Consider the following 26,142-nt stretch of genomic DNA (forward strand, 5'->3'; position numbering starts at 1 on the left):
CGACCGTTCGCGCCGCCCCGCCGTGCGCCGCTCAGTGCGAGCGGCCGTCGTAGTGCGTGACGGGCAGCGCGTCGAGGTCGACATCCTCGAGACAGCGGACGTTGATCGCCGCCATCGCGGTGCCGTCCGGATGCACGCCCTCGCCGAACACGTGGATCCCGCAGCGCTTGCAGAAGCGATGCTTGATCACGTGCTTGTTGAACATGTAGGTCGCGAGATTCTCTTCGGGTGTCAGCAGCTTCATATGGTCGCGCGGCACGAACCACATCAGCGCGCCCTTGCGCCGGCAGATCGAGCAGTTGCAGGCCATTACGCCCTGCAGGTCGCCTTCCGCCTCGAACGTCACGTCTGCGCAGTGACAGCTTCCGCGATACAGCATGGTCGTCTCCCGGTGCGGCCCGTGCGCGTCGACGGGTATCCGGGCGGACCCCGTTGGCCAGGCCGATCCAAACGGGTACAGTAGCGCTCGCATGCGCCGCACGCAATGTCCGGCGGCGCGCCCCCCCGCCCCTCTCCGACCAGGAACATCGTCATGCTCGAACTGCGCCCCGGCTGCGAATGCTGCGACAAGGACCTGCCGCCCGATTCGGCGGAAGCACGCATCTGCACGTTTGAGTGCACGTTCTGCGCGACCTGCGCCGACGACGTGCTGAAGGGCCGCTGCCCGAACTGCGGCGGCGACCTGGTCGCGCGCCCTCACCGGCCGGCGAGCCTGCTCGCGAAGTACCCGCCGTCGACGGAACGCATCGTCAAGCCGGGCGGCTGCGCGAACGCGTGACGGCGCTTCGCTGCCCGCCCCCTTCCGTCACGACATCTCGATCCGCGCGCGCGTCACAGCGAGCAGCGTCGCCATCGCGCGGCGCGCGCCGTCCTCGTCGCGCACGCGGATCGCGTCGCTGACGGCCACGTGCTCGGCGAGCGACGCGTTGTAGACGTCGGCCCGGCGCGCGTTCAGATGCAGCTGCGCTTCGAGCGTGCGGTCGATCAGCGTGCCGAGCGGCACCAGCAGCTCGTTGCCGCCGGCCTCGAGCACGCTCAGGTGAAAGCGCAGGTCGGCACGCACCCATTCGTCGACGTTGCGCGCGGCCGCCATCGCGCGCGCCGCGCCGTCGATCGCGTCGAACGCGTCGGGCGTGTGCGTGCGCGCGGCCAGCGCGGCCGCGTACGGTTCGATCATCTCGCGCATTTCCTGCAGCTTCAGCGCGAACGCGAGCGGCGGCGCGACGCGCGCATACCAGTCGAGCAGGTCGGCATCGAGCAGGTTCCACGCACGGCGCGGCCGCACGCGCGTGCCGACCTTCGGCCGCGACTCGACGAGCCCCTTCGACGTCAGCGTACGCAGCGCCTCGCGCATCACCGTGCGGCTCACGCCGTACATCTCCATCAGGTCGGGCTCCCGCGGCAGCAGCGATTCGGGCGGATAGTCGCCGCGCAGGATCGCCGTCGCCAGCCGGAAGGCCGTCTGTCCATGCAGGTCGCGTTGAATGATGATTCTCCGTTGATCCGGCAGGCCGGCTGCCCACTATCTGCACAATAATGCTATTAATACTATTTTTTATCGAGCTACGCTAGGATAACCGTGAAAGCACGCGACCGTGCGCCGCGCCCGAGCGGCCGCGCCGGTCAACCATGGAGACTCGCGTCATGAAAATCACCCGCCTCGAAACCTTCGTCGTCCCGCCGCGCTGGCTGTTCCTCAAGATCGAAACCGACGAGGGCATCGTCGGCTGGGGCGAGCCGATCGTCGAAGGCCGCGCGCACACGGTCGAGGCCGCCGTGCAGGAACTGGCCGACTATCTCGTCGGCCGCGACCCGCTGCTGATCGAGGATCACTGGCAGGTGATGTACCGCGCGGGCTTCTACCGCGGCGGCCCGATCATGATGAGCGCGATCGCCGGCGTCGACCAGGCGCTGTGGGACATCAAGGGCAAGCATCACGGCGTGCCCGTGCACGCGCTGCTGGGCGGCCAGGTGCGCGATCGCATCAAGGTGTATTCGTGGATCGGCGGCGACCGGCCGAGCGATGTCGCGAACAATGCGCGCGCGGTGGTCGAGCGCGGCTTCAAGGCCGTGAAGATGAACGGCTCCGAGGAGCTGCAGATCGTCGATACCTACGACAAGGTCGAGCAGGTGATCGCGAACGTCTCGGCCGTGCGCGACGCGGTCGGCCCGCACGTCGGGATCGGCGTCGACTTCCACGGCCGCGTGCACAAGCCGATGGCGAAGGTGCTCGCGAAGGAGCTCGACCCGTACAAGCTGATGTTCATCGAGGAACCGGTGCTGTCGGAGAACGCCGAGGCGCTGCGCGACATCGTCAACCAGACCAGCACGCCGATCGCGCTCGGCGAACGGCTGTACTCGCGCTGGGACTTCAAGCACATCCTCGCGGGCGGCTACGTGGACATCATCCAGCCCGACGCGTCGCACGCGGGCGGCATCACCGAGTGCCGCAAGATCGCGACGCTCGCGGAAAGCTACGACGTCGCGCTCGCGCTGCACTGCCCGCTTGGGCCCATCGCGCTCGCCGCGTGCCTGCAGCTCGATGCGATCAGCTACAACGCGTTCATCCAGGAACAGAGCCTCGGCATCCACTACAACCAGGGCAACGACCTGCTCGACTATCTGCGCAATCCCGAGGTGTTCCGCTACGAAGACGGCTTCGTCGCGATCCCGCAGGGCCCGGGGCTCGGCATCGACGTGAACGAGGAGAAGGTGCGCGAGATGGCGAAGACCGGCCACCGCTGGCGCAACCCGGTGTGGCGCCACGCGGACGGCAGCGTCGCCGAGTGGTGATGAAGGGACGAGACGAGCCGGAAGGCGCGACGATCACGCCGCGCACCGGCTTCGACACGGCCGCCCGGCAGGCGGCCGTTTTCGCTTCTGCGCTTCGCCGCGCGTCGACAGGAAGCGTCGCTACCCTGCCCCGCGCGGCGCCGTCGGTCAGCCGAGCGCCGCGAATCCCGGCACGCTGAACGACAGCACGGCTGCCGCGACGAACACGCCGATCATCGTCATCCCTTCGAGATGCAGGATGTTGCGGAACGTGTGTGCGTCTTCGGTCGACGCGGTGCGGCGCAGGCGCGGCAGCGCCGAGAAGCGGTTCAGGCCGCCGAGCACGAGCGCGAGCGCAACGAGCAGCAGTTTCAGCAACAGCACGCGCCCCCACGTGCTGCCGTCGAGCGGCGCGAGCGAACCGCCGAGCCCGCGGATCGCGTTGAGCACGCCCGTGCCGAGCACGAACACGACCGCGATGATCGACGTGCGCGACAGGTGCTGGCCGATGCGGATCAGCGCGCCGCGCGCGACCGACGAACCGAGCGCCGGCAGCACCGCGAGCCCACCCGCGAGCACGAGGCCGCCCCACACCGCCGTAGCGAGCAGGTGCAGCGTCTGGATGCCGACCGCCGCGGACAGCGCGCCCGTATCGGCCGCATGGCCGAGCGAGGCCTTGCCGGCCGCGACCACGATCACCGCGAGCCACAGCACGGCATGCGCGACCGGGCCGTCCGGTTTCGCGAGCGCGACGATCGCGAGCACGAGTGCGCCGGCGAACGCGACGCTCCATGCGAAGCCCGTGTGCGTCTGCATCAGCATGGTCGGAATCGCGGCGAACGCGCCGCCGAGGCCCGCGCCGCTCATCGCCGCGGCCTCGTAGACGAGCCAGCCGAGATCCGCGAGCACCAGCGCCAGCGCCGCCGCGACCAGCGAATGTTGCGCGCGCAGCCATGCCGGATGCGACGGCGCGATGACCGGCCGCGCGCCGTCCTTGCCGAGCCACGCCTTGAGCAGCGCCGAGCCGACCGCCATTGCGAACGCGGCGTCCATCAGCGCCGCGAGCGCGACCTGACCGATCCACAAGCTGTCGAACTTCATCGCGCGGCCCCTCCCGACAGCGACGGGCCGGCAGAGCGGCGGCAACGGGACGGACAGCGTGAGGCAGGCAACGGCACGGTAGAAAACGTCATCGATGAATCCGGAAACGGGAGAAATGACTGGACCAGCGGCGGAGGCGGCGCCGCGCGACCCGCGAGTGTACGGTCTTCGATGGTGAAAACGCACGCCGGTTCACACCGCAGCGCCGCAATGCGCGTCAAATTGTCGCAAGTCGCAAACAGGCAGGAACCGATGTCCTTTTGCCAAATAGCCGTCATTACCCATCGATGATAGAATGCCGCGTCGCAGCAGCCCGGCTGTCCTGCCGTCCATGCGCCGAGCCGATCGTAGCCCGGACAAGGTCCCCGACGAATAAACATGGAGTCTCGTGTGTCTTCAAGACGCCTCTTCCGTCCGCTGCTCGCCGTTCTGATGATCGGCGGCGCGGGCCTTATGAGCGCTGCCCAAGCGCAGACCAAGCCCACGGAGCAAGCGCACGCCCAGCAGGCGCCGCTCAAGGCACCCGATACCATGGCCGAGCGCGTGCGCGGCTGTACCGCATGTCACGGCGTCCACGGCCAGGGCACGGACAACGATTACTTCCCGCGTCTTGCCGGCAAGCCGGCCGAGTACCTGTACAACCAGCTCGTCAACTTCCGTGACGGCCGGCGCAAGTACCCGCCGATGAACTACCTGCTGACGTACCTGAACGACGACTACCTGCGCGAAATCGCCGAGCACTTCTCGGCCGAACGTCCGCCGTATCCGACGCCGGCGAAGCCGACGCTGCCGGCCTCGACGCTCGCACGCGGCAAGCAGCTCGTCACGCAGGGCGACCCGTCCCGCAAGCTGCCGGCCTGCGTGGCCTGCCACGGCGCAGGGCTGACCGGCATGCAGCCGGCGATCCCGGGCCTCGTCGGCCTGCACGCCGATTACCTGAGCGCGCAGCTCGGCGCCTGGCGCTCGGGCAACCGCCACGCGAAGGCACCGGATTGCATGCACGACATCGCCTCGAAGCTTTCCGACGAAGACGTGACGGCCGTGACCGCATGGCTCGCCGCGCAACCGGCGCCCGCCAACCCCGTGCCGGCCCCGGCGCGTTCGATGAAGACTCCGCTCGCCTGCGGCAGCGAACCGCAATAAGGCAAGGGAGACAGACACAATGAAACGCAAGTCCCTGTTTGCACTCTCGGCCGCCGCGATCGTCGCGGCCGCTGCCCTCGTGCCGGTCCTGTGGCCGGGCAACGACACGCTGCACGGCGCTTCCGCCGTCGCGGCCACGCCGGCCGACCAGGCCGCGCTGATCAAGAAGGGCGAATATCTCGCGCGCGTCGGCGACTGTATCGCGTGCCACACCGTGCGCGGCGGCAAGTCGTTCGCGGGCGGCCTGCCGATGGCGACGCCGTTCGGCACGATGTACACGCCGAACATCACGCCGGACGACCAGAACGGTATCGGCAAGTGGACGTCGGACGACTTCTACCGCGCGATGCACACCGGTCGCTCGAAGGACGGCAGCCTGCTCTACCCGGGCTTCCCGTTCGCGAGCTACACGAAGGTCACGCGCTCGGATTCGGACGCGATCTACGCGTACCTGCGCTCGGTCGCACCGGTGTCGGTGCCGAGCCGTCCGCACGAACTGAAGTTCCCGTTCAACAACCGCAACCTGCTGATCGGCTGGCGCACGCTGTTCTTCAAGGAAGGCGAGTACAAGCCGGATCCGACGAAGTCGGTCGAATGGAACCGCGGTGCGTACCTCGTCGAAGGCCTCGGCCACTGCTCGATGTGCCACACGTCGATCAACATGATGGGCGGCCCGGTGAGCTCGTCGGCGTTCGCCGGCGGCCTGATCCCGCTGCAGAACTGGTATGCGCCGTCGCTGACGAACGACAAGGAACTCGGCCTCGGCGACTGGCACGTGCAGGAGCTGTCCGACCTGCTGCAGGCCGGCGTGTCGCAGAAGGGTGCGGTGTTCGGCCCGATGGCGGACGTGGTCCACAACAGCCTGCAGTACATGACCGACGAAGATACGCGCGCGATGTCGACGTACCTGAAGTCGATCCCGCAGAAGGCTGAAGCGCCGAAGAACATGCAGTACGAGCCGTCGAAGCAGTTCGGCAACGCGCTGTTCGACCAGGGCAAGAAGATCTACGCGGACAACTGCGCGACCTGCCACGCCGAGACCGGCGCCGGCAAGCCGCCTGCTTATCCGCCGCTCGCGGGCAACCACTCGATCATGATGGAATCGGCAGTCAACCCGATCCGCATGGTGCTGAACGGTGGCTATCCGCCGAGCACGTTCAAGAATCCGCGTCCGTACGGGATGCCGCCGTTCGCACAGTCGCTGTCGAACCAGGAAGTGGCGGCGGTGGTCACGTATATCCGGATGTCGTGGGGTAACAACGGTACGCCGATCTCGCCGCAACAGGTGAGCGACCTGCGTTCCGCGCCGCTCGACTAAGAAGCGGCTGACACAAACGGGGCGCGGCTGCGGGAAACCGCGGCCGCGCCCTTTTGCATTTGTGCGATGCAGGTTTTCCGCGCGGGCCGCGCGACGCGTCGCCATCATAAAACTCAAGAGTGGTATCTATGTCTTTCGAATCTCTCGGCTTGGCCGAACCGCTGGTCAAGGCGGTCAACGAGCTCGGCTACACGTCGCCGACTCCGATCCAGCAGCAGGCGATCCCTGCCGTCCTCGGCGGCGGCGACCTGCTCGCCGGCGCGCAAACGGGCACCGGCAAGACCGCCGGCTTCACGCTGCCGATCCTGCAACGCCTGCACACGTTCTACGCGGACAATCGCGGTGCGAAGCGCGCGGTGCGCGCGCTGATCCTCACGCCGACGCGCGAACTCGCCGCGCAGGTCGAGGAAAGCGTCCGTGCATACAGCAAATACCTGAAGCTGCGCTCGACCGTGATGTTCGGCGGCGTCAGCATCAATCCGCAGATCGATGCGCTCAAGCGCGGCGTCGACATCGTCGTCGCGACGCCGGGCCGCCTGCTCGACCACATGCAGCAGAAGACCATCGACCTGTCGGATCTCGACATCCTCGTGCTCGACGAAGCCGACCGGATGCTCGACATGGGCTTCATCCACGACATCAAGCGCGTGCTCGCGAAGCTGCCGCCGGACCGCCAGAACCTGCTGTTCTCGGCCACCTTCTCCGACGAGATCAAGGCGCTCGCGGACAGCCTGCTCGACTCGCCCGCGCTGATCGAGGTCGCGCGCCGCAACACGACCGCCGAAAGCGTCGCGCAGAAGATCCACCCGGTCGACCGCGATCGCAAGCGCGAGCTGCTCACGCACCTGATCCGCGAACACAACTGGTTCCAGGTGCTCGTGTTCACGCGCACGAAGCACGGCGCGAACCGGCTCGCCGAGCAGCTGACGAAGGACGGCATCAGCGCGATGGCGATCCACGGCAACAAGAGCCAGTCGGCCCGCACGCGCGCGCTGGCCGAATTCAAGAACAGCACGCTGCAGGTGCTCGTCGCGACCGACATCGCCGCGCGCGGGATCGACATCGACCAGCTGCCGCACGTCGTCAACTTCGACCTGCCGAACGTGCCCGAGGACTACGTGCACCGCATTGGCCGCACGGGCCGCGCGGGCGCGACCGGCGAAGCCGTGTCGCTCGTGTGCGTCGACGAGAAGCAGCTGCTGCGCGACATCGAGCGGCTGATCAAGCGCGAGATCCCGCAGGAAGTGATCGCGGGCTTCGAACCCGATCCGCACGCGAAGCCGGAGCCGATCCAGCAGCGCCGCGGCCAGCAGCAGCCGCGCGGCGGCGGTGGCGGCGGCAATCGCCAGCCGCGTGCCGGCGGCTCAGGCCAGCCGGCCGCGAAACGCGACGGCAACGCGCAACCGAAGGCCTCGCAGCAGAAGGCCGCGAAGCCGCGCACGCAAGGCGGTGCCGGCGCCGGCGGCAATGGCGGCGGACGTCCGGCGGGCGGCGGCAACAGCGCACGCCCGGCGAACGGCAATGCCGCGCACCCGAACCGCAATCGTTCGTCGCGCAGCGGCCAGCGCGGTCACTGAAGCCGCGCGGCCGCGCGCCGCAGGTGCTCGACCTGGCGTTGCCAGCGCGCGAGCACCGCGGCGCGTTTCCCTTCCAGCGTGAACGTGACACCCGTCGCGAGACGCGCATAGCCGACCCGCTGCGCATCGCCCTGCGCGATCGTCGCAGCGAATCCGGCGAGGCCGCCGAAGTCTCCTTCGAGCGGCGTCATCCGCAATTGCGCCTGAAAGAAAGCGCCGTCCGCGACGAGCGTCAACGCGGCCGTGCGCCGTTGCGCGAGCGCGCGCGCCGCGCGCGACTGCGGCCATAGCGCGATCAGCAACGTATGCGCATCGTGCGCATAGATCTCGCCGACGCCGAGCAGCGTCGTGCGCAGCTGGCCGTCGTCGGTCGCGACGATCAGCGAGGCGGCGATGTCGGCATGGCGCTCGAGGGCGGTGCCGTCGAACAGCGCGACGACGGCCGGCGGCCACGCGTCGAACGTCCATTGTTCGAGTGCGTGGCGATGGGAATCGGTCATGATGGCGTGGCCCTGGTGCGGATCGGATGAAGATGCGCCAGCATACGCGCGACGGGCCGTGCCGACGCGATCAGCGCAGGAAAACGTGCCGCGTGATCTTCGTGAGCGGATAGTGGACGCCCGGCTGGATCTTCGCGGGCAGATCGAGCGGCTTGAGCAGCATCTTCACGCACATGTCGGCCGACAGGTTGCGCCGGACGAGCGAATTGATGCGCGCCGCGCGTTCGCGGTTGTATTGATTGTCGCCGACGCGATCGGGATAGCGGATCGCGAACACGTGGCGCAGCGCGATCTCGGAATCCTCGTTCTTGATTTCCATCACGCGGCGCGCCAGCGCGCCGAGCACCGCGAGCCGGCCGTTGCCTTCGACCTGGTTGTACTTCTTGAAGAACTTGAAGAAGTGCTTGTAGTGACGCACTTCGTCGGTGCGGATGTTGTCGGTGATTTCCTTCAGCACGGGCTCGTCCGAGCATTCGTTGATCGCGCGATACAGCGTGGCCGTGCCCGTCTCGACGACGCAGCGCGCGACCATCTCGAGCGCGCGCGTCTTCTCGAACGCCTCGACCGAGCAGGTCTTCGAATACTCGGCGAAGAAATTCGCGAACGCGGTATCCCAGTCGAACTCGGGCCACACGTGCGCGATGTATGCCTTCAGCGCGCGGCCGTGCTGCAATTCTTCGTGCTCCCATGCATTGTTGAGCCATGCGGAGACTTCCGGATCGTCATTGAAGAACGTGCTCAGATTGCTCGTATAGAGATCCGAGCCGCTTTCGATGAACGACGACGCGCACAGCAACAGCAACAGATCCTCGTTCGCGGCGGCACGCTGACGATCGATCCGGTTCAGGTCGATGTCCTCGATACGCCACGGCATGACATGCGTCGTTTTAGTGTCCATGGTGGTGCGCTCCCAGTCGTCGCGCGGGGGCCGGCTCATGCCTTCGGCACGGGCTCCAGCCTTCCCGCAGGCGGCGTTTTACGTCGTTTATAGTGAATTGGTCCGGCCGAACCATCCAGCCATCTTAGCCGGACTTTGGTGTTCGTGCTCCAGAGCACTGACCATACCCGACAGGCGCAGTTCCACGGCGTCTGTTGCCGTTCGTTAGACGAGTCCTTCAAACCGCTTGCGCCGGCTCGACGGAAAGCGTCGCGCCAAGCGAAACGGGCGGCCGAATGGCCGCCCGTGAAACGCGCAAACTGCAAACGAAAGCCGGAAGCGATCCGTCAGAAACCGGCCGCCAGGCCATCGCGCCGGCTGTCGCTCGCGGCCACGTAGCCGCGCTCGCGATCGTCTCGGTCGAGACGCCAGATGAACTGCCCCGAGCCGAAATCCATGTAAGGATCGTCGATCGACTTGATCGTATGGCCGCGTGCGGCCAGCGCGTCGACGGTCGCGCGATTCATCGTCGATTCGACGTCGAGCGTGAAGTCGCGGTTGACCTTCCAGCGCGGCGCATCGCATGCGGCCTGCGGCTGCTGTCCGTGGCCAAGTATCCGCACGACGGTCTGCAGATGCCCTTGCGGCTGCATGTCGCCGCCCATCACGCCGAAGCTCATCACGGCCTCGGTGCGGCCGTCGACCTCTTCGGTGACGAACGCCGGGATGATCGTGTGGAACGGCCGCTTGCCGCCCGCGACGACGTTCGGCGACGCCGGATCCATCGAGAAGCCGTGGCCGCGGTTCTGCAGCGCGATGCCGGTACCGGGCACGACGAGCCCCGAGCCGAAGCCCATGTAGTTCGACTGGATAAAGCTCACCATCATCCCGCGCTCGTCGGCGGCCGACAGGTAGATCGTGCCGCCCGAATGCGGCCGGCCCGCGCCGAAGTGCGTCGCGCGCGCGCGGTCGATCAGCTTCGCGCGTTCGGCGAGATACGCATCGTCGAGCATCTGCGCGGGCGTGACGTCCATGGCGCGCGGATCGGCGACGTAACGATAGACATCGGCGAACGCGAGCTTCATCGCCTCGATCTGCAGATGCTGCGAATCGACCGAATCGAGCGGCCATTCGGTCACGCCCGCATGCTCGGCGATCCCGAGCGCGATCAGCGCGGCGATGCCCTGCCCGTTCGGCGGGATCTCGTGAATCGTGTGGCGGCCGAAGCGCTTGCCGATCGGCTCGACCCATTCCGGCCGGTACGCATGCAGGTCGGCTGCGGTCAACGCACCGCCGCCTTCGCGCGAGAACGCAGCGATGCGCTCGGCGAGCGCACCTTCGTAGAACGCACGCGCACCGTCCTTCGCGAGCGTGCGCAGCGTCTGCGCGTGACCGGGCAGGCACACGCGCTCGCCGACGAGCGGTGCACGGCCGCGCGGCATGAAGGTGTCCGCGAACCCCGGCAGGCCCTGCAGTTCGGGCACGGCCGCCGCCCACTTGTGCGCGACGATCGGCGGCACCGCGTAGCCGCGCTCCGCGATCTCGATCGCCGGCTCGAGCAGATCCGCGAACGGCAGCGAACCGAACTTCGCGTGCAGCGCCTCCCAGCCCGCGATCACGCCCGGCACGGTCACGGTATCCCAGCCGCGCGTCGGCTTGTTCGCGATGCCCTGCGCATCCTCGCCGTGACGTTTGCGGAAATAGTCGACGTTCCATGCGGCCGGCGCGACGCCCGACGCATTCAGCCCGGACAGCCGCTCGCCGTCCCACACGAGCGCGAACGCATCGCCGCCGAGCCCGCACGACACAGGTTCGACGACGGTGATCGCGGCGGCGGCAGCCAGCGCCGCGTCGACCGCGTTGCCGCCCTTCCACAGCATCCGCAGCCCGGCCTGCGCGGCCAGCGGGTGCGACGTCGAGACGACGTTGCGCGCGAACACCGGAATGCGGGTCGTCGGATACGGGTTGTGCCAGTTGAAGCCAGTCATCGATGCCACCTCGTCGAAAGCCGAATGAACGCTGAACGCGCCCGCGTGCGCGGACAATCCGCCATTGCAGCGCGATCGGCGGAATCGCACAAATTCATTTGTCACATGAATCCATGCATTTTCTACATGAATCGTACGCCGCCGTGCCGGCGAGGCCCGCCGAATGGCGTTGCCGCCCTTACAATACCCGCTCCGTCTCACGCCCCGACCATCGAGCCATGACCCGAGATCCCCGCCTCACCCTCAACGCGCGCCAGCAGGAATTGCTCGAATGGGTGCAGCGCGACGGCTTCGTGACCGTCGACGATCTCGCCGCGCACTTCGCGGTGACGCCGCAGACGATCCGCCGCGACGTGAACTGGCTCGCCGACCTGAACCTGCTGCGCCGCTACCACGGCGGCGCGAGCCTGCCGACCAGCTCGGAGAACGTGTCGTATACCGCGCGCCAGCGGATGTTCCACGACGAGAAGCGGCGGATCGCGGCGCTCGCGGCGTCGCACATCCCCGACCAGGCGTCGCTGTTCATCAACCTCGGCACGACGACCGAGGAAGTGGCGCGCGCGCTGAATCGCCATCACGGGCTGCACGTGATCACGAACAACCTGAACGTCGCGTCGATGATGAGCGGCTACCCCGACTGCGAGGTGCTGATCACGGGCGGCATCGTGCGGCCGTGGGACAAGGGCATCGTCGGCGAGCTCGCTATCGACTTCATCCGGCAGTTCAAGGTCGACTACGCGATCATCGGCACGTCGGCGATCGAGGCCGACGGCACGCTGCGCGACTTCGACACGCGCGAGGTGCGCGTGGCCGAAGCGATCATGCAGCACGCGCGCACGGTCTACCTCGTCACCGACCATTCGAAGGTCGGCCGCCCCGCGCTGGTGCGCCAGGGCCATCTGAGCCAGGTACACGCGCTCTTCACCGACAAGCCGCTGCCGCCCGAGATGGCCGACACGGTGGCCGCCGCCGGCACCCAGGTGTACGTCGCGGAATGACGGCTGCCATGCTGCACCGCACCTGAAACTTCAAGTGAAATCAAGAAGTTGGCGCCGCGAGCGGACCGCTTGCGGTGCATGTCCCTGTCAAACGGAAAATTAACGGGGCACGATTTGTCGTTGCCGGCGCGCTCGACTAGACTCCAGTTCCCCGGCCCGTTCGCCCGATCCGCCTGTGCCAGGGCGTGTGCGAACCGCAGGGCCGGCGAAGACAGCTTCCCCCCAAGCCATACCCCGCGGGGTATCGCGCGCTGGCGTCCGCGCCGGCCGCGCGGGCAGTCCGATTGCCATGGAGAGAACGATGCTGAGTCCGCATGAATTCGCCACGCTATTGCTTGTGAAGGACGCGCCTGATCAGCGCGACATGGATCGGGATGAACTGGACATCCTGCTCGAACAACAGCTCGTTCGCCTGGAAGGGCTCGGCTCGGGGCGCAAATACTGCGTGACCGAGAGCGGCGACGCCGCGCTGCGATCCATCAAGTACCGCTATTCGTGAAATTCCGCCGTTCCTGACCTGACCGCGCGGCCGGATGCCCGGCCGCGCGGTCGCTTCCGCTTGTCCCGCCCGTTCACCGCAGCCGGCGTCAACCGCCGCGCAGCGTCGGATCGACCGCCGCCCGCCAGCTGATGGCCTGCGCGCGCGCCCCGTTGAAATACGCGATCCAGCCGGCGCGCGCCGCCGCGTCAGGCGCCACATAGTGGGTCGAAAGTTCGTTTACGAACGCACAATAGTTCGCTTCGGTCAGCCCGCGATACCGTTTCGCCACATAGGCGTCGTACAGCGTCGAGTAGACCGGCTGCGCGTCCGCGCCCCAGTCGCGCGCCGTGCCGCCGCACGACGTCTGCAGGTCGACGAACGACGGCGCCCGCCAGTTGCCGGCGAGCGGCGGCATGCCTGCGCTGCACCCCGTCAGAAGGACGGCACACACGCCGGCCCACATCCCAATACGCATGATTCACCTCGCGAAACGGTCGATCCCGCCAGTATCGTCCGGGATCGCGCCGCACGCTACTGGCCCCGCTTTTTCGAACTTTACTTTTTCGATTTCGTTCGTTAAATTTCGAATTCGAACATTTCGTGTTCACCCTATTTCAACAGACGATAAGGACAGCAGGTGATCCAACCGAATCGCTACGATCTGCTCGTCGTCGGCGGCGGCATCAACGGCGCGGGCATCGCGCGCGATGCGGCCGGCCGCGGCTTGTCGGTCATGCTCTGCGAGCAGGACGACCTCGCGTCGCACACGTCGTCGTCCAGCACGAAGCTGATTCACGGCGGCCTGCGCTACCTCGAGTACAACGAGTTCGGGCTGGTGCGCAAGGCGCTGCAGGAGCGCGAGACGCTGCTGCGCGCGGCACCGCACATCATGTGGCCGCTGCGCTTCGTGATGCCGCACATGCCGAACCTGCGTCCGGCCTGGCTGATCCGCATCGGCCTGTTCCTCTACGATCACCTCGCGAAACGCGAACTGCTGCCCGGCTCGCGCGGCATCGACATGCGCCGCCATGCGGCCGGCGCGCCGCTGATCGACTCGATCAAGCGCGGCTTCGTCTATTCGGACGGCTGGGTCGACGACGCGCGCCTCGTCGTGCTGAACGCGATGGATGCGAAGGAGCGCGGCGCCGAGATCCTGACGCGCACGAAGCTCGTCTCCGCCGAACGCCGCGGCGACGAATGGGAAGCGCGGTTGCAGCAGGCCGACGGTTCGATCCGCGTCGTGCACGCGCGCGCGATCGCGAACGCGGCCGGCCCGTGGGTCGGCGAAGTCCTGCACGGCGCGCTCGGCCGCGGCGCGCAGCACAGCGTGCGGCTCGTGAAGGGCAGCCACATCATCACGCGCCGCCTGTTCGATCACGATCACGCGTACATCTTCCAGAACCCGGACAAGCGGATCATCTTCGCGATTCCGTACGAACACGACTTCACGCTGATCGGCACGACCGACGTCGAATACACGAACGATCCCGCGAAAGTCGCGATCGATCGCGACGAGACGCAGTACCTGTGCGATTCGATCAACCGCTATTTCAAGCGCAAGATCTCGCCGGCCGACGTGCACTGGACCTACTCGGGCGTGCGCCCGCTGCTCGAAGACGAGAACGCGGCGAACGCGTCGGCCGTCACGCGCGACTACCGCCTCGAGCTCGACGACGGCGCGGGCGCCCCGCTGCTGTCGGTGTTCGGCGGCAAGATCACGACGTTCCGCAAGCTCGCGGAAGAAGCCGGCGACATGCTGTGCCGCGCGCTCGGCCGCGACGCGAAGACCTGGACGGCCGGTGTCGCGCTGCCGGGCGGCGACATCGCGAACGCGAAGTTCGACGTGTTCGCCAGCGCGTTCGCGCAACGCCACCCGTGGCTGCCCGCCGCGCTCGCGCGCCGCTATGCCCGTGCATACGGCACGCGCGCGGAGCGCGTGGTCGACGGCGCGACGTCGCTCGCCGATCTCGGCGCCGAAATCGCGCCGGGCATTTACGACGCGGAACTGCGCTACCTGCGCGACGCCGAATGGGCGACCTGCGCGCAGGACGTGCTGTGGCGCCGCTCGAAGCTCGGCCTGCACGTCACGCCGGGCACGCTCGATGCGGTGACGGCCGCGGTCGACGCGTGGTTCGCCGCCGCGCACGCGCCGCACGCATGACCCGAATGCAGTTGCAGTTGCCTGACCGACGTTGATTCACCGACGCGCCGCCCCACATGCGGCGCGCATCACAACTACGCCAATTCACGGATGGAGATGAGAGACATGCAGGACCAGTACATCCTCGCGCTTGACCAGGGCACCACGAGTTCCCGCGCGATGCTGTTCGATCGCCAGGGCAATATCGTATCGATCGCCCAGAAGGAATTCGAACAGATCTACCCGCAACCCGGCTGGGTCGAGCACGACCCTCAGGAAATCTGGTCGACGCAAGCCGGCGTCGCCGCCGAAGCCGTCACGCGCACGGGCCTGAACGGCACGTCGATCGCCGCGATCGGCATCACGAACCAGCGCGAGACGACCATCGTCTGGGATCGCGAGACGGGCCAGCCCGTCTACAACGCGATCGTCTGGCAGGATCGCCGCACGGCCGACTTCTGCGACTCGCTGAAGAAGCAGGGTCTCGAAGCGAAGGTGCGCGCGAAGACCGGCCTGCCGATCGACTCGTACTTCTCCGGGACCAAGATCCGCTGGATCCTCGACAACGTGCCGGGCGCACGCGAGAAGGCCAAACAGGGCAAGCTCGCGTTCGGCACCGTCGACAGCTGGCTCGTGTGGAACTTCACGAAGCACGAACTGCACGTGACCGACGTGACGAACGCATCGCGCACGATGCTGTTCAACATCCACACGCGCGAATGGGACAACGAGTTGCTCGAACTGCTCGACATCCCGCGCAGCATGCTGCCGGAAGTGAAGGCCTCGTCGGAAATCTACGGCCACACGAAGACCACCGTGTTCGCATCGAAGATCCCGCTCGCGGGCATCGCCGGCGACCAGCACGCGGCGCTGTTCGGCCAGATGTGCACGACGTCGGGCATGGTGAAGAACACCTACGGCACCGGCTGCTTCCTGATGATGAACACCGGCGACAAGCCGATCGAGTCGAAGAACAACCTCGTCACGACGATCGCCTGGCAGATCGGCGACGACGTGCAGTACGCGCTCGAAGGCAGCATCTTCATCGCGGGCGCGGTCGTGCAATGGCTGCGCGACGGCGTCGGCATCATCAAGACGGCCGCCGAGATCGAAGCGCTCGCCGCGACCGTGCCTCACACCGACGGCGTCTACCTCGTACCCGCATTCGCCGGCCTCGGCGCACCGCACTGGAACGCACGGGCGCGCGGCTCGGTGTTCGGCGTCACGCGCGGCACGACCTCCGCGCACCTCGCACGCGCGGCGCTCGATGCGATCGCGTACCAGTCGCTCGACGTGCTGGCCGCGATGGAAGCCGATTCGGGCATCAGCATCGGCGAGCTGCGCGTTGACGGCGGCGCAAGTGCGAACGACCTGCTGATGCAGTTCCAGGCCGACCTGCTCGGCGTCGACGCGGTGCGTCCGCAGATCACCGAGACGACCGCGCTCGGCGCGGCCTACCTCGCGGGCCTCGCGATCGGCTACTGGAAGAACCTCGACGAAGTGCGCGACCAGTGGCAGCTCGATCGCCGCTTCGCACCGTCGATGCCGAAGGAGCAGGTCGAGCAGCGCATGGCCGGCTGGCAGCGTGCGGTGCGCGCGGCGAAGGCCTGGGCCGACGACGCCCAGTAATTATCAGGCATCCCAACGAAATACAACAACACCGGCGGACCGCGCAACGCGCGAGTCCGCCGCGACCTACGAGAGACAACATGTCACCTTATATTGCAGAATTCATCGGCACGGCGATCCTCGTGCTGCTCGGCAACGGCGCGGTCGCAAACGTGCTGCTTGCAAAGACCAAGGGCAAGGGCGCGGACCTGATCGTGATCGTGATGGGCTGGGCGATGGCGGTATTCGTCGCGGTCTACGTGACCGCGTCGTTCAGCGGCGCGCACCTGAACCCGATCGTCACGATCAGTCTCGCGCTCGCGGGCAAGTTCGCGTGGTCGAAAGTCGGCGGCTACGTCCTCGCGCAGATGCTCGGCGGGATGGCGGGCGCGCTGCTCGTGTGGCTCGCGTATCGCCAGCACTTCGCGAAGGAAGCCGATGCCGACCTCAAGCTTGCCGTGTTCTGCACGGCGCCGGCGATCCGCAGCGTCACGCACAACGTGCTGACCGAAGCGATCTGCACGTTCGTGCTGATCCTCGGCGTGCTGTATCTCGCGTCGCCGCAGGTCGGCCTCGGCGCACTCGACGCGCTGCCCGTCGGCCTGCTCGTGCTCGGCATCGGCATCTCGCTCGGCGGCCCGACCGGCTATGCGATGAGCCCCGCGCGCGACCTGTCGCCGCGCATCATGCACGCGCTGCTGCCGATCCCCGGCAAGCGCGACAGCGACTGGCGCTATGCATGGGTGCCCGTCGTCGGCCCGCTGCTCGGCGGCGCCGCCGCAGCCGGCCTGTATCTGCACCTGCATTCCACGATCTGATCGCGGTTTGAACGAAGCGCGCGGCGTCCGGCGCCGCGCGCTTCATTTCCCCTCCTCGCTTCCCTTCCGCTATCGGCCGCTCTCAGCCGCCACCAGCGATTTCAGCTTCACGTCGACGTCCGCGACAGCAGCCGGCGCCACGTCGATCCCGCGCTCGACCAGCATTCTCGCCACGCGCATTTCCTTGACGAATCCCGATGTACGGCCGAAGCCGCTTGCAGCGACGAGCCGCGCGCCTGCATCGAAATGGAAATGGAAATGGATTTCCGCATCGTCGTCGAGCACGCGCGCAACCGATCGCTCGCCGAGCGCCGGCTCCCCGGCCACCTGCAACTGCGCGTCGTATTGATCGGACCAGAACCACGGTGTGTCGCGATACGGTTCGCCGGCGCCGAGCATGTTGCGGGCGGCGACGCGTGCCTGCGTCTCGGCGCCGTGCCACGTCTCCTGCCGAACCGGCCGCCCCGACAAGACGCTCGGAAACACCGCGACATCGCCGGCCGCGTAAATGCCTTCCGCCGACGTCTCGAGCTGCGCGTTCACGATGATCCCGCGCTCGACTGCGAGGCCTGCAGCGCGCGCCAGTTCGTCGGCCGGTTCGATGCCGACGCCGGCCACGACCGTGTCGGCGATCAGCGTGTCGCCGTCGTCGAGCACGACGGCCAGCGCACCACCGGACGTCCGCTCGATCGCAACGGGTTTCCGGTTCACTCGGATCGCCACGCCCTGCGCCTCGTGCAGCGCGTGTACGCGTGTCGCGATCGTCTCCGGCACCGCGCGCCCGAGCAGGCGCGGCGCCGCATCGAGCACGGTCACGCGGCACCCGCGCATGCGCGCCGACGCCGCCACTTCGAGACCGATGAAGCCGCCGCCGATCAGCACGATCCGCGCGTCGGGCACGAGCCGCGCGCCGAGCGCCGCCGCATCGTCGAGCGTGCGCAAGGCGAATACCCCATCGAGCGCCGCGCCCGGGATGGCCAGGCGACGCGCACGACCGCCCGTGGCCAGCAGCAGCGCGTCGTAGCCGAACACGTGCCCGCCGGACACCCGCACTTCGCGTGCGTGCGGTTCGATGCGCTCGACGGTCGCGACGATCCGTTCGATGCGATCGGCCGCCCAGGCTTCGGCATCACGCAATCGGCATTGCGCCGCACTGCGCTCGCCCGTCAGCACGCCCTTCGACAACGGCGGCCGCTCGTACGGCGGATGCACCTCCGCGCCGATCAGCACGATGCGCCCGCGCCAGCCGGACTCGCGCAGCACCTGCGCCGCGCGGCCGCCCGCATGGCCGGCACCGACAATCGCCATCACCCGGTCGTTGGTCATCGCGTCACACCTCGATCAGGATGCGACCGTCTTCGATCTTCGCGCGGTACGTGCGCAGCTTCTCGCACGCGGGCGGCGACAGCGGCCGGCCGTCGCGCACGTCGAAGCGCCCGTTGTGCTTCGGGCACTCGATCACGTGATCCATCACGAACCCGTCCGCGAGATGCACCTGCTCGTGCGTGCACAGGCCGTCGCTCGCATAGACCTCGCCGTCGATCCGGTAGATCGCGAACGTGCGGCCGTCGTGGTCGAAGCGTGCGACGTCTTCATCGTCGATGTCGTCGAGCGCGCCGGTGTCAATCCATTGCGTCATGTTGCGTGTCTCCTTGGTTGGCGGGTTCGATGGCTGTCATGTACGCGCCGCATCCGGCACGGGCCGCACGACGTAGTCGGACGGGTCGCGCGTCTGCCGGACCAGCGCCGGCACGATCTCCGAGTAGGCGGCGAGCGTGCTGCGGTACGGCGGCGGCATGTCGGCCTTCACGGCGTCGTGCAATTTGGGCAACGCGTGGAACGGCACCATCGGGAACATGTGGTGTTCGACGTGATAGTTCATGTTCCAGTACAGGAAGCGGAACACCGGATTCATCATCACGGTGCGGCAGTTGCGCCGGTGATCGAGCACGTTCTCCGGCATGCCCGCATGCTGCGTCAGGCCGAAGTACAGGTACAGCCACGCGCCGTACAGGCTCGGCAGCCCGATGTAGAGCAGCGGCAGGATCGTGCGCCAGTAAAGCGACGCCCCGATCACGAGCGCGTAGATCGCGAGATGGATGCGCGACTCGCGCACGACCTTCCGCCACTCCGATTCGGGCACGTAGGTACGCTCCTCGTCGTCGAGCCGGCCGGTGATCGACACCGTGATCATCTTGCGCAGCTCGCCGGCCACATGCTTCAGCGCGACGACGTTCAGCGCGAGCGCAAGCCAGTCGGTCGGCTTCGGCGCGGCGATTTCCGGATCGCGCCCGACGACCAGCGTATCGGTGTGATGACGTGCATGGCTCCAGCGCCATGCGGTCGCGCGGCGGAACACCTGGAACGACGCGACCTGGTACAGCACGTCGTTCATCCAGCGTGTACGGAACGCGGTGCCGTGCCCGCATTCGTGCCAGCGCGAGTCGGCCGGGCTGCAGTAAAGCGTGCCGTACACGAAGAACGCGGGGATCGCCCACGCCGAATGCGCATGCCACGCCAGCCACGCGAGCCCGCCGCTGATCGCGATCGCTGCGTACCAGATCAGCGTGTCGCGGATCGCACGCGCATCGCCGCGCTGCATCAGCTGCTTCATCAGCGGCCGCGGCACCGCGCACCGGTACCACGCGGCATTGACGAGCCCGGCCGCTTGCGCGCGCTCGCCGGCGCCGCCGGTCATTCTGTATTCCTGACGGCGTGCCGCCGTGCGGTCACGCACCGGGTGGTCGGGTTGAGCCACGTCTGTCTCCCTGGTTTCTTGTGCGAGGAAAGCGCAACGAGCGCTTCGCCATGGATTCAAAATTAGGCCCGCGGCCTCCGCTGCTCAATCGAAACGTTGACGAAATTTCGCCATCGCTTTAGCGTGTCCGGCAACGCCATGCGATCGACGGCGACCTCAACGATGGAGACGACCATGGCAGGTGAATCCGGGCCGCGCTGGCGCAAGCGCACCGCGCGCTTCGACGAGATCGCGGCGCTCGCGGGCGTCAGCACGACCACCGTCGACCGCGTGCTGAACGAGCGCGGCAGCGTGTCCGCGCAGGCGCGCGAGCGCGTGGTGGCGGCCGCACGTCAGCTCGGCGTGCCGCGGCAGCTGCCCGACACGCGGCACGGGCTGATCCACGTCGACGTGCTGCTGCCGGACACCGACGCGCCGTTCTTCCGGCGGCTCCAGCAGGCGCTACAGCGCTCGCTGCAGATGCTGGACCGGCGCGTGGTCGTGCACCGGACGATCCTGCCCGCCGCGGACGACGAACGCGCCGCCGCGCAGATCGAACGGCCCGCGTACAGGCGCGCGGCGCTGATCGTCACCGCACGCGACACGGCCCGCGTGCGCGACGCACTGGCCGGCGCGATCGCGCGCGGCGAGACCGTCGTCACGATGGTCACCGACATCGGCGGCATCGATCGCGCGCACTTCGCCGGCATCGACAACTACCGCGCCGGACGCACGGCCGGCTACTACATCGGCCGCCTCGCGGCGCGCCCCGGCCGCGCGCTGCTGCTCGGCGGGCGCATGGGCTACCGCGCGCACGCCGACCGGATGGCCGGCTGCCGCGACCAGCTCGCCGACGCGTTCGCCGCGATCCGCTGCGACGACGAGCCGGTGGAGACGCTCGACCAGGACGACCGCTGCTACCGCGCGGTGACGAAGGCGCTGCAGGCGCACGACGACGTGGTCGCGATCTACAACAGCGGCGCAGGCTCGGCCGGCATCGAAGCGGCGCTGCGCAAGGCCGGCGCCATCGGGCGCGTCGTGTGGATCGGCCATGAGATGATCGACCAGCACCGCACCTTCATCGAAGCCGGCGCGATGGATCTCGCAATCGACCAGGACCCGGACGGCCAGGCGATTTCCGCGCTGCAGCACGTGCTGCATGCGTGCGGGATCGTCGAACAGCCGCCGCCGGGCGACCCGGTCGAGTTCCGCGTGTTCTGCCCGGCGAACGTGAGAACGAGCACGTACCTGCAGCCCTGAATCCCGCCGTGTAACGCGCGGCGTGCGCCTGGCGAAAAAATCGACCGCCGCATGGGCGATTTTTCGTCAACGCCGGTCATGCAGCCTGTGCCGCTCATCCGTACATTGGACAGCCATCCGAAGGACATCCATGGACAGGAGACGATGGCTGAACCGATCCTCATCGGCGTGAACCTCGACGGCGTGCTCGAACACGACGGCCTGCCGGCGCCAACGCCCGCCGAACGCTTTCGGATGATCGCCGGCGCCGGCGTGTTCGACTACGTCGAACAGAACCCGGTGCGCGGCGAAGACCTGTCGCCGTACTTCGCGCTGGTCGACCGCCACGCGCTGCCGATTCGCGTGATCGGCGGCATCTGGTGCGCGGGTCGCGACGAAGCGCACGTCGCCGAGATCGTCGACGCAGGCGCGCGCTTCGGCAGCACGGTGTTCAACTGCCAGTTGTTCGCGCATCACGCGGACGGCCATCCGCTGTCGGACCGCGAAGTCGCCGATTTCTACCTGCGTACCTATGAACGCGGCGAGCCGGTCGGATGCCTGCCGAGCCTCGAAGTGCACGTCGACATGTGGAGCGAGGATTTCGCGCGCGTGGCGCGCGTCGCGCAGCACGTCGAGCAGGCCGGCGCACCGTTCCGGATCACGCTCGATCATTCGCACCTGCTGTTCAAGATCGGCAATCGCGCCGAACTCGACGCATCGGGCCTGCGCGAACCAGCCGATGGCGGACGCGCGCTGCTCGACCCGGCTTCGCCCGCTGCCTTCTACACCGACTGGATCGCGCGCGGCTGGGTCCGGCATGCGCATGCGCGCAGCGTCGCGCCGAACAATCCCGACAATCGCTGGATGCGCCGCGCGGACGGCCGGCCCGGGCGCGGCATCCAGTACCCGTTCGTCGCACCTGCGCCGGGCGCCTATCACGGCGAATGGCACGCGGCATCGCTCGACACGTGGAAAGCCGCACTGCGCCAGTTGCTGCATGCGCAGGTTCACACGCGGCCGACGCCGCTCGAACAGATCAGTTGCGAGTTCATCCCGTTTCCCGACTACGGCGGCGGCGCACGCTATTCGATCTTCGACAACAACGTCGCGTGTGCGCACTGGCTGCGCGACACATGGCAGGCACTCGCCGCGCGCACCGGCACCTGATTCGAACCCGCCCCACTCGAGACCCAAGGACAGAACGATGACGCAAGCCTTTCACTTTTCGCTGAACCGGATGAGCGCGCCGCGCTTGCCGCTCGACCGCTACGTCGCGATGTGCCGGCGCCTCGGCGTCGACGCGATCGAGATCCGCAACGATCTCGACGGCGTCGAGATCGCCGACGGTACGCCGGCCACCGCCGTACGCGCGACGGCCGAAGCCGGCGACGTGACGATCCTGACGATCAACGCGCTGCAGCGCTTCGAGCAATGGAACGCCGAGCGAGCGGACGAAGCGGACGTGCTGGCCGACTACGCGGCGCAGTGCGGCGCGCGTGCGCTGGTGCTGTGCCCGACCAACAGCCGCGGCGACACACGCAACGAGGACGCGCGCCACACGGATCTCGTGAAGGCATTGAAGGCGCTGAAGCCGATCCTCGAAGCACGCAACCTGCTCGGCTTCATCGAGCCGCTCGGCTTCGAGGAATGCGCGCTGCGCCGCAAGTCGGATGCGGTGAAAGGCATCTACGACGCGGCGGGCGAACAGGTCTTCCGGCTCGTGCACGACACGTTTCACCACCACCTGTCCGGCGAGGACATCTTCTTCCCGAACCTGACGGGCTTCGTGCACATCTCGGGCGTCGAGGAAGACGACCTGCCGGTCGACCGGATGCGCGACGGCCACCGCGTGCTGGTCGGCCGCGCCGACCGCCTCGGCAACCTCCGGCAACTGCGCGAACTGCTTGCACGCGGCTACCGCGGCGCGCTCTCGTTCGAACCGTTCGCGAGCGAGATCGCCGAGGCCGGCGACATCGAAGACCGGCTGCGGGCGAGCATCGACTACGTGCGCGGTGAACTGGCGGATCGCTGATACATCACCAGGACACGCTGCCGGCACACGCGGCGTGCCGACAAAACCAGATCAACAGGAGAACGGAATGATCGAATTCGCCTTGTTCGGCGCGGGCAGGATCGGCAAGATCCACGCGGCGAATCTCGCGCGCCATCTGGGCGCGAAGCTCAGGTACGTGATCGACCGGCATGCGCCGTCGGCCGAGGCGCTCGCGCACGCGCACGGCGCGCAGGTCGCCGACATCGAGCGCGCACTCGGCGACGCGTCGGTGCAGGCCGTCGTGATCGCGTCGAGCACCGACACGCACGCGGACCTGATCGTCGCGGCCGCGAACGCGGCCAAGGCCGTGTTCTGCGAGAAGCCGGTCGACCTGACCGTCGAACGCGCGCGCGCATGCGCGGACGTCGTGCGGCGCACCGGCGTGACCTGCATGATCGGCTTCCAGCGCCGCTTCGACCCGACGTTCGCGGCGCTGAAGGCACGCGTCGAGCGCGGCGAAATCGGTGCGCCGGAAATGCTGGTCGTCACGAGCCGCGACCCGGGCGCGCCGCCGGCCGACTATCTCCGCAGCTCGGGCGGCATCTTCAAGGACATGCTGATCCACGACTTCGACGTGTTCCGCTGGATCCTCGGCGACGAGGCGCAGACGCTGCACGCGACCGGCAGTTGCCTGACCGACCCCGCCGTGCACGAAGCCGGCGACATCGATTCGACCGCCGTGACGATCCGCACGCAGCGCGGGATGCTGTGCCAGATCAACACGTCGCGACGCGCGGCCTACGGCTACGACCAGCGCTTCGAGCTGCTCGGCAGCCACGGGATGCTGCAGGCCGGCAACGTGCGGCCTACCGAGGTGAGCGCGTGGCTCGCCGGCAGCATCGCGACCGACGTGCCGGAGCCGTTCTTCCTCGAGCGCTACCGGCATGCATACGCGGCCGAGATCGCGCACTTCGTCGACGCGCTGCGCGACGGCACACCGGTCAGGACGACGATCGACGACGGGCTCGCCGCGCTCGAGCTGGCCGAAGCCGCGATGACGTCGTGGAAAACGGGGCGCGTGATCGCGCTGTGACGCGACAAACTGCGGCGGCCCGGTCACCCGGGCGGCCGCCATCGGGCGATCGGTGCCTCGGCGGCACGACATGTGGCACCCGCACGCCCGTATCGGGCAAATTTGCCGAAACGTCACGCGGCGTGCCCGTGAAAGCACGTATGATGGCGAATTGATCGGCGTCGCCGGTCTACCGCATTTTCATCACCATGCTCGATCACCTCATCTGCGACTGCGACGGCGTGCTCGTCGACAGCGAAGTCATTGCCGACCGCGTGCTGCTTGAAACGCTGTCCGCCACGTTCCCGAACCTCGATTTCGAAGCCGCCGCGAAGTCGGCATTCGGCCAGCAGACGTCGCGCTTCCTCACCGGCATCGAATCCCGCTTCGGGATCGAGATGCCCGCGAACTTCATCGAGACCATCGAGCACAACATCGAGATCGCGCTCGCGCAATCGCTCGCGCCGATCTCCGGCGTGCGCGACGCGCTGCTGAAGGTCACGCTGCCGGCGGCCGTGGTGTCGAACAGCCGGCTCGTGCGCGTGCGCAATTCGCTGAAGCGCGCGTCGCTCACCGAGATTTTCGGCGAGCGCGTGTTCAGTTCCGAGCAGGTGGCGCGGCCGAAACCCTACCCCGACGTCTACTTGCACGCGGCGCAGACGCTCGGTGTCGCGCCGGAGCGCTGCATCGTCGTCGAGGACAGCGTATCGGGGTTGAATGCCGCACGGGCGGCCGGGATGAAGACGATCGCGTTCGTCGGCGCGAGCCACATTCCCGACAACTACGCGGACGCGCTGCGCGCGATGGGCATCACGCGGATCATGCGCAAGATGGACGAACTGCCGGCGCTCGTCGAAGCCGGCCTGCGCGGCGAATTCGGCGACGTGCAGTCCTGATGTTCATGCCGGCCGGATCGGGTCGATCCGGCCCCCGACGGGTGCACGAACGCACCCGCCTTCCCGTCGCTCAGGCCGGTTCGCAGCAGCGTTCGCGCGCGGCCGCCAGCGCCTCGCGGAATTCGACGAGCTCCGCGATCGTCAGCATCGGCAGCCCGTGGCGTTGCGCGAAACGCTCGACGTCGTCGCCGCGCGTCATCGTGCCGTCCGGATTCATCAGCTCGCACAGCACGCCGGCCGGCTTCAGGCCCGCGAGGATCGACAGGTCGACCGTGCCTTCGGTGTGACCGCGGCGCGCGAGCACGCCGCCCGGTTGCGCACGCAGCGGAAACACGTGGCCGGGGCGCACGATGTCGTGCGGCTTCGCGCCTTCCGCGATCGCCGCGCGGATCGTCGTCACGCGATCGGCCGCCGACACACCGGTATGCACGCCTTCACGCGCTTCGATCGACACCGTGAACGCGGTGCCGTTGCGGCTTTCGTTGGTCTGCACCATCGGCGGCAGTTCGAGCGCGCGCACCGTGTCGTCGGTCAGGCACAGGCAGACGATGCCGCTGCATTCGCGGATCAGCAGCGCCATCGTCTCGGGCGTGATGCGCTCGGCGGCGACGATCAGGTCGGCTTCGTTCTCGCGGTCGTGGTCATCCTGCAGCACGACCGCACGGCCTGCGCGCATCGCGTCGAGCGCAGCGGCGATGCGCGGCGGCACCGGTTCGGAATCCAGCAGCGGGAGATCGGCAAAGGCGTCGGCGGGCGCCGACGAAACGGACATCAAGGACATGTGAAACGCTCCTCGCAAATACGATGTGGGCGAAAAACGTTTCAGGGCATTGCAAACAGACAGAACGACAACCCGCTTCGCATGCAGCGCGAAGCGGCCCTGA

The 26,142-nt window shown here is 67.8% G+C and carries 26 protein-coding genes; 15 read left to right on the forward strand and 11 right to left on the reverse strand.

Annotation, left to right across the window (positions count from 1 at the left end; genetic code table 11):
• Positions 1 to 31: 31 nt before the first annotated feature.
• Positions 32 to 379, reverse strand: a complete 348-nt coding sequence (locus AC5LXX_RS13745) for a GFA family protein (protein ID WP_493409793.1) — start codon at positions 377 to 379, stop codon at positions 32 to 34.
• A gap of 153 nt (positions 380 to 532) precedes the next feature.
• Here AC5LXX_RS13745 and AC5LXX_RS13750 point away from each other — a divergent pair, with 153 nt between their 5' ends.
• Positions 533 to 778 carry a DUF1272 domain-containing protein gene (locus tag AC5LXX_RS13750; protein WP_493409794.1) on the forward strand — a complete coding sequence of 82 codons (246 nt, stop codon included), beginning with the start codon at positions 533 to 535 and terminating at the stop codon, positions 776 to 778.
• A 27-nt stretch (positions 779 to 805) separates the two neighbouring features.
• On the opposite strand, the gene AC5LXX_RS13755 is transcribed toward AC5LXX_RS13750, so the two are convergent.
• On the reverse strand, positions 806 to 1,510 hold the full coding sequence (locus AC5LXX_RS13755) for a FadR/GntR family transcriptional regulator (RefSeq protein ID WP_493411131.1): 705 nt from the start codon (positions 1,508 to 1,510) through the stop codon (positions 806 to 808).
• 134 nt (positions 1,511 to 1,644) lie between these two features.
• Here AC5LXX_RS13755 and dgoD point away from each other — a divergent pair, with 134 nt between their 5' ends.
• Complete coding sequence (dgoD, locus tag AC5LXX_RS13760) at positions 1,645 to 2,793, forward strand: galactonate dehydratase (RefSeq protein WP_493409795.1); 1,149 nt, start codon at positions 1,645 to 1,647, stop codon at positions 2,791 to 2,793.
• 147 nt (positions 2,794 to 2,940) lie between these two features.
• On the opposite strand, the gene AC5LXX_RS13765 is transcribed toward dgoD, so the two are convergent.
• Positions 2,941 to 3,873, reverse strand: a complete 933-nt coding sequence (locus AC5LXX_RS13765) for a CopD family protein (protein ID WP_493409796.1) — start codon at positions 3,871 to 3,873, stop codon at positions 2,941 to 2,943.
• A 378-nt stretch (positions 3,874 to 4,251) separates the two neighbouring features.
• Here AC5LXX_RS13765 and AC5LXX_RS13770 point away from each other — a divergent pair, with 378 nt between their 5' ends.
• From AC5LXX_RS13770 to AC5LXX_RS13780, 3 genes are all read left to right on the forward strand, one after another.
• On the forward strand, positions 4,252 to 5,016 hold the full coding sequence (locus AC5LXX_RS13770) for a c-type cytochrome (RefSeq protein ID WP_493409797.1): 765 nt from the start codon (positions 4,252 to 4,254) through the stop codon (positions 5,014 to 5,016).
• Between the two features lie 19 nt (positions 5,017 to 5,035).
• Entirely contained in the window at positions 5,036 to 6,334 is a 1,299-nt protein-coding gene (locus AC5LXX_RS13775; RefSeq protein WP_124453689.1) for a c-type cytochrome, read from the forward strand.
• A gap of 128 nt (positions 6,335 to 6,462) precedes the next feature.
• A complete protein-coding gene (locus tag AC5LXX_RS13780) occupies positions 6,463 to 7,911 on the forward strand; it encodes a DEAD/DEAH box helicase (protein ID WP_493409798.1) in 1,449 nt (482 codons plus the stop codon).
• On the opposite strand, the gene AC5LXX_RS13785 is transcribed toward AC5LXX_RS13780, so the two are convergent.
• The 3 genes from AC5LXX_RS13785 to AC5LXX_RS13795 all read right to left on the reverse strand — a co-directional run bounded on the left by AC5LXX_RS13785 (position 7,905) and on the right by AC5LXX_RS13795 (position 11,276).
• Positions 7,905 to 8,411: a hypothetical protein gene (locus AC5LXX_RS13785; protein WP_493409799.1), complete on the reverse strand. Its 507-nt coding sequence runs from the start codon at positions 8,409 to 8,411 to the stop codon at positions 7,905 to 7,907. The two genes, AC5LXX_RS13780 and AC5LXX_RS13785, sit on opposite strands and share 7 nt — an antisense overlap.
• Before the next feature lie 70 nt (positions 8,412 to 8,481).
• Positions 8,482 to 9,309 (reverse strand): ferritin-like domain-containing protein, encoded by an 828-nt coding sequence (locus tag AC5LXX_RS13790; protein ID WP_034189104.1) that lies wholly within the window; start codon positions 9,307 to 9,309, stop codon positions 8,482 to 8,484.
• Between the two features lie 326 nt (positions 9,310 to 9,635).
• The gene (locus tag AC5LXX_RS13795; RefSeq protein WP_493409800.1) at positions 9,636 to 11,276 is read right to left on the reverse strand and encodes a gamma-glutamyltransferase family protein; all 1,641 of its coding nucleotides are present in this window, start codon (positions 11,274 to 11,276) and stop codon (positions 9,636 to 9,638) included.
• 218 nt (positions 11,277 to 11,494) lie between these two features.
• On the opposite strand from AC5LXX_RS13795, the gene AC5LXX_RS13800 reads away from it, so the two are divergent.
• Both AC5LXX_RS13800 and AC5LXX_RS13805 read left to right on the forward strand, forming a co-directional pair.
• Positions 11,495 to 12,274 carry a DeoR/GlpR family DNA-binding transcription regulator gene (locus AC5LXX_RS13800; protein WP_006493999.1) on the forward strand — a complete coding sequence of 260 codons (780 nt, stop codon included), beginning with the start codon at positions 11,495 to 11,497 and terminating at the stop codon, positions 12,272 to 12,274.
• 301 nt (positions 12,275 to 12,575) lie between these two features.
• Positions 12,576 to 12,773 carry a hypothetical protein gene (locus tag AC5LXX_RS13805; protein ID WP_166963486.1) on the forward strand — a complete coding sequence of 66 codons (198 nt, stop codon included), beginning with the start codon at positions 12,576 to 12,578 and terminating at the stop codon, positions 12,771 to 12,773.
• Between the two features lie 88 nt (positions 12,774 to 12,861).
• Here AC5LXX_RS13805 and AC5LXX_RS13810 read toward each other — a convergent pair whose 3' ends face one another.
• A complete protein-coding gene (locus AC5LXX_RS13810; protein ID WP_493409801.1) occupies positions 12,862 to 13,230 on the reverse strand; it encodes a hypothetical protein in 369 nt (122 codons plus the stop codon).
• A 162-nt stretch (positions 13,231 to 13,392) separates the two neighbouring features.
• Between AC5LXX_RS13810 and glpD the strand changes: the two genes are divergently transcribed.
• From glpD to AC5LXX_RS13825, 3 genes are all read left to right on the forward strand, one after another.
• Positions 13,393 to 14,916 (forward strand): glycerol-3-phosphate dehydrogenase, encoded by a 1,524-nt coding sequence (gene glpD, locus AC5LXX_RS13815; RefSeq protein WP_493409802.1) that lies wholly within the window; start codon positions 13,393 to 13,395, stop codon positions 14,914 to 14,916.
• A gap of 105 nt (positions 14,917 to 15,021) precedes the next feature.
• A complete protein-coding gene (gene glpK, locus AC5LXX_RS13820) occupies positions 15,022 to 16,524 on the forward strand; it encodes a glycerol kinase GlpK (protein WP_493409803.1) in 1,503 nt (500 codons plus the stop codon).
• An 80-nt stretch (positions 16,525 to 16,604) separates the two neighbouring features.
• Positions 16,605 to 17,321 carry an MIP/aquaporin family protein gene (locus AC5LXX_RS13825; protein WP_124453674.1) on the forward strand — a complete coding sequence of 239 codons (717 nt, stop codon included), beginning with the start codon at positions 16,605 to 16,607 and terminating at the stop codon, positions 17,319 to 17,321.
• 69 nt (positions 17,322 to 17,390) lie between these two features.
• On the opposite strand, the gene AC5LXX_RS13830 is transcribed toward AC5LXX_RS13825, so the two are convergent.
• Genes AC5LXX_RS13830 through AC5LXX_RS13840 form a run of 3 tightly spaced genes read right to left on the reverse strand, consistent with a single transcriptional unit; the run spans position 17,391 to position 20,079 of the window.
• Positions 17,391 to 18,647, reverse strand: a complete 1,257-nt coding sequence (locus tag AC5LXX_RS13830; RefSeq protein WP_493409804.1) for an NAD(P)/FAD-dependent oxidoreductase — start codon at positions 18,645 to 18,647, stop codon at positions 17,391 to 17,393.
• Positions 18,648 to 18,651: 4 nt separating this feature from the next.
• Positions 18,652 to 18,960 (reverse strand): non-heme iron oxygenase ferredoxin subunit, encoded by a 309-nt coding sequence (locus AC5LXX_RS13835; protein WP_124453670.1) that lies wholly within the window; start codon positions 18,958 to 18,960, stop codon positions 18,652 to 18,654.
• A gap of 36 nt (positions 18,961 to 18,996) precedes the next feature.
• Positions 18,997 to 20,079 carry a fatty acid desaturase family protein gene (locus tag AC5LXX_RS13840; protein ID WP_493409805.1) on the reverse strand — a complete coding sequence of 361 codons (1,083 nt, stop codon included), beginning with the start codon at positions 20,077 to 20,079 and terminating at the stop codon, positions 18,997 to 18,999.
• A gap of 174 nt (positions 20,080 to 20,253) precedes the next feature.
• On the opposite strand from AC5LXX_RS13840, the gene AC5LXX_RS13845 reads away from it, so the two are divergent.
• From AC5LXX_RS13845 to AC5LXX_RS13865, 5 genes are all read left to right on the forward strand, one after another.
• Positions 20,254 to 21,318, forward strand: coding sequence for a LacI family DNA-binding transcriptional regulator (locus tag AC5LXX_RS13845; RefSeq protein ID WP_124453666.1), 1,065 nt, complete (start codon positions 20,254 to 20,256; stop codon positions 21,316 to 21,318).
• Positions 21,319 to 21,462: 144 nt separating this feature from the next.
• Positions 21,463 to 22,464: a xylose isomerase gene (locus tag AC5LXX_RS13850; protein WP_493409806.1), complete on the forward strand. Its 1,002-nt coding sequence runs from the start codon at positions 21,463 to 21,465 to the stop codon at positions 22,462 to 22,464.
• Between the two features lie 37 nt (positions 22,465 to 22,501).
• Positions 22,502 to 23,329 (forward strand): TIM barrel protein, encoded by an 828-nt coding sequence (locus AC5LXX_RS13855; protein WP_493409807.1) that lies wholly within the window; start codon positions 22,502 to 22,504, stop codon positions 23,327 to 23,329.
• A gap of 67 nt (positions 23,330 to 23,396) precedes the next feature.
• Entirely contained in the window at positions 23,397 to 24,383 is a 987-nt protein-coding gene (gene iolG, locus AC5LXX_RS13860; protein WP_493409808.1) for an inositol 2-dehydrogenase, read from the forward strand.
• 188 nt (positions 24,384 to 24,571) lie between these two features.
• Positions 24,572 to 25,258, forward strand: a complete 687-nt coding sequence (locus AC5LXX_RS13865) for an HAD family hydrolase (protein WP_493409809.1) — start codon at positions 24,572 to 24,574, stop codon at positions 25,256 to 25,258.
• Positions 25,259 to 25,328: 70 nt separating this feature from the next.
• On the opposite strand, the gene ribB is transcribed toward AC5LXX_RS13865, so the two are convergent.
• Complete coding sequence (gene ribB / locus AC5LXX_RS13870; protein ID WP_027789183.1) at positions 25,329 to 26,039, reverse strand: 3,4-dihydroxy-2-butanone-4-phosphate synthase; 711 nt, start codon at positions 26,037 to 26,039, stop codon at positions 25,329 to 25,331.
• Positions 26,040 to 26,142 lie beyond the last annotated feature (103 nt).

The sequence above is a fragment of the Burkholderia torrens genome (genome assembly GCF_984668525.1).